The sequence below is a fragment of the Pseudomonas sp. ITEM 17296 genome, assembly GCF_028895205.1.
GTDB classification, from domain to species: domain Bacteria; phylum Pseudomonadota; class Gammaproteobacteria; order Pseudomonadales; family Pseudomonadaceae; genus Aquipseudomonas; species Aquipseudomonas kermanshahensis.
The window spans coordinates 1-3,262 of the sequence record NZ_WJRS01000057.1 but is presented as its reverse complement, the minus strand read 5'-3'; the positions used below and the strand labels follow the sequence as shown (position 1 = coordinate 3,262).

Sequence of the window (3,262 nt, the reverse complement as noted above, 5' to 3'; positions counted from 1 at the left end):
GCGCAGATAGGGGTTTTGCGAAATGAATCTTGACGATGACCTACTCTCACATGGGGAAACCCCACACTACCATCGGCGATGCATCGTTTCACTACTGAGTTCGGGATGGGATCAGGTGGTTCCAATGCTCTATGGTCGTCAAGAAATTCTGTAGCCAGAATGTCCAGATGGACAGCCCAGCGAATTCGGATATGCGATTTTGTGGTTACGAACTTTCGGGTCTTTCGTCTTCACCACCGCAATCTGCGCTAGCAAATTGCTTGGGTGTTATATGGTCAAGCCTCACGGGCAATTAGTATTGGTTAGCTCAACGCCTCACAGCGCTTACACACCCAACCTATCAACGTCGTAGTCTTCGACGGCCCTTTAGGGGATTCAAGATCCCAGTGAGATCTCATCTTGAGGCAAGTTTCCCGCTTAGATGCTTTCAGCGGTTATCTCTTCCGAACATAGCTACCCGGCAATGCCACTGGCGTGACAACCGGAACACCAGAGGTTCGTCCACTCCGGTCCTCTCGTACTAGGAGCAGCCCCTCTCAAATCTCAAACGTCCACGGCAGATAGGGACCGAACTGTCTCACGACGTTCTAAACCCAGCTCGCGTACCACTTTAAATGGCGAACAGCCATACCCTTGGGACCGGCTTCAGCCCCAGGATGTGATGAGCCGACATCGAGGTGCCAAACACCGCCGTCGATATGAACTCTTGGGCGGTATCAGCCTGTTATCCCCGGAGTACCTTTTATCCGTTGAGCGATGGCCCTTCCATACAGAACCACCGGATCACTAAGACCTACTTTCGTACCTGCTCGACGTGTTTGTCTCGCAGTCAAGCGCGCTTTTGCCTTTATACTCTACGACCGATTTCCGACCGGTCTGAGCGCACCTTCGTACTCCTCCGTTACTCTTTGGGAGGAGACCGCCCCAGTCAAACTACCCACCATACACTGTCCTCGATCCGGATAACGGACCTGAGTTAGAACCTCAAAGTTGCCAGGGTGGTATTTCAAGGATGGCTCCATGAGAACTGGCGTCCCCACTTCAAAGCCTCCCACCTATCCTACACAAGCAAATTCAAAGTCCAGTGCAAAGCTATAGTAAAGGTTCACGGGGTCTTTCCGTCTAGCCGCGGATACACTGCATCTTCACAGCGATTTCAATTTCACTGAGTCTCGGGTGGAGACAGCGCCGCCATCGTTACGCCATTCGTGCAGGTCGGAACTTACCCGACAAGGAATTTCGCTACCTTAGGACCGTTATAGTTACGGCCGCCGTTTACCGGGGCTTCGATCAAGAGCTTCGCTTGCGCTAACCCCATCAATTAACCTTCCGGCACCGGGCAGGCGTCACACCCTATACGTCCACTTTCGTGTTTGCAGAGTGCTGTGTTTTTAATAAACAGTCGCAGCGGCCTGGTATCTTCGACCGGCATGGGCTTACGGAGCAAGTCCTTAACCCTCGCCGGCGCACCTTCTCCCGAAGTTACGGTGCCATTTTGCCTAGTTCCTTCACCCGAGTTCTCTCAAGCGCCTTGGTATTCTCTACCTAACCACCTGTGTCGGTTTGGGGTACGGTTCCCAGTTATCTGAAGCTTAGGAGCTTTTCTTGGAAGCATGGCATCAACCACTTCGTCGCCTAAAGGCAACTCGTCATCAGCTCTCGGCCTTGAGATCCCGGATTTGCCTAAGATCTCAGCCTACCACCTTAAACTTGGACAACCAACGCCAAGCTGGCCTAGCCTTCTCCGTCCCTCCATCGCAATAACTGGAAGTACAGGAATATTAACCTGTTTTCCATCGACTACGCTTTTCAGCCTCGCCTTAGGGACCGACTAACCCTGCGTCGATTAACGTTGCGCAGGAAACCTTGGTCTTTCGGCGTGGGAGTTTTTCACTCCCATTGTCGTTACTCATGTCAGCATTCGCACTTCTGATACCTCCAGCAAGCTTCTCAACTCACCTTCACAGGCTTACAGAACGCTCCTCTACCGCATCACCATAAGGTGATACCCGTAGCTTCGGTGCATGGTTTGAGCCCCGTTACATCTTCCGCGCAGGCCGACTCGACTAGTGAGCTATTACGCTTTCTTTAAAGGGTGGCTGCTTCTAAGCCAACCTCCTAGCTGTCTAAGCCTTCCCACATCGTTTCCCACTTAACCATGACTTTGGGACCTTAGCTGACGGTCTGGGTTGTTTCCCTTTTCACGACGGACGTTAGCACCCGCCGTGTGTCTCCCATGCTCGGCACTTGTAGGTATTCGGAGTTTGCATCGGTTTGGTAAGTCGGGATGACCCCCTAGCCGAAACAGTGCTCTACCCCCTACAGTGATACATGAGGCGCTACCTAAATAGCTTTCGAGGAGAACCAGCTATCTCCGAGCTTGATTAGCCTTTCACTCCGATCCACAGGTCATCCGCTAACTTTTCAACGGTAGTCGGTTCGGTCCTCCAGTCAGTGTTACCTAACCTTCAACCTGCCCATGGATAGATCGCCCGGTTTCGGGTCTATACCCAGCGACTAAACGCCCTATTAAGACTCGCTTTCGCTACGCCTCCCCTATTCGGTTAAGCTCGCCACTGAATATAAGTCGCTGACCCATTATACAAAAGGTACGCAGTCACCTAACAAGTAGGCTCCCACTGCTTGTACGCATACGGTTTCAGGATCTATTTCACTCCCCTCTCCGGGGTTCTTTTCGCCTTTCCCTCACGGTACTAGTTCACTATCGGTCAGTCAGTAGTATTTAGCCTTGGAGGATGGTCCCCCCATATTCAGACAAAGTTTCTCGTGCTCCGTCCTACTCGATTTCATTGATAAGAGATTTTCGTGTACGGGGCTATCACCCACTATGGCCGCACTTTCCAGAGCGTTCCACTAATCTCAAACCAACTTAAGGGCTGGTCCCCGTTCGCTCGCCACTACTAAGGGAATCTCGGTTGATTTCTTTTCCTCAGGGTACTTAGATGTTTCAGTTCCCCTGGTTCGCCTCTTGCACCTATGTATTCAGTACAAGATACTCAGCTTATGCTGAGTGGGTTCCCCCATTCAGAGATCTCTGGATCACAGTCTGTTTGCCGACTCCCCAAAGCTTATCGCAGGCTACCACGTCTTTCATCGCCTCTGACTGCCAAGGCATCCACCGTATGCGCTTCTTCACTTGACCATATAACCCCAAGCAATCTGGTTATACTGTGAAGACGACATTCGCCGAAAATTCGTTTTGCTCTTTCGAGCCCACAAATTTTACCTTAGCCTGATCCAC

At 51.5% G+C, this 3,262-nt stretch carries 2 rRNA genes; both read right to left on the bottom strand.

Features of this window, described 5'->3' with window-relative positions:
- Positions 1–27: 27 nt before the first annotated feature.
- Positions 28–143, bottom strand: a 5S ribosomal RNA gene (gene rrf, locus GIB19_RS27950).
- A 128-nt stretch (positions 144–271) separates the two neighbouring features.
- Positions 272–3,163: ribosomal RNA gene (locus GIB19_RS27945) — 23S ribosomal RNA — on the bottom strand.
- Between the last annotated feature and the right edge of the window lie 99 nt (positions 3,164–3,262).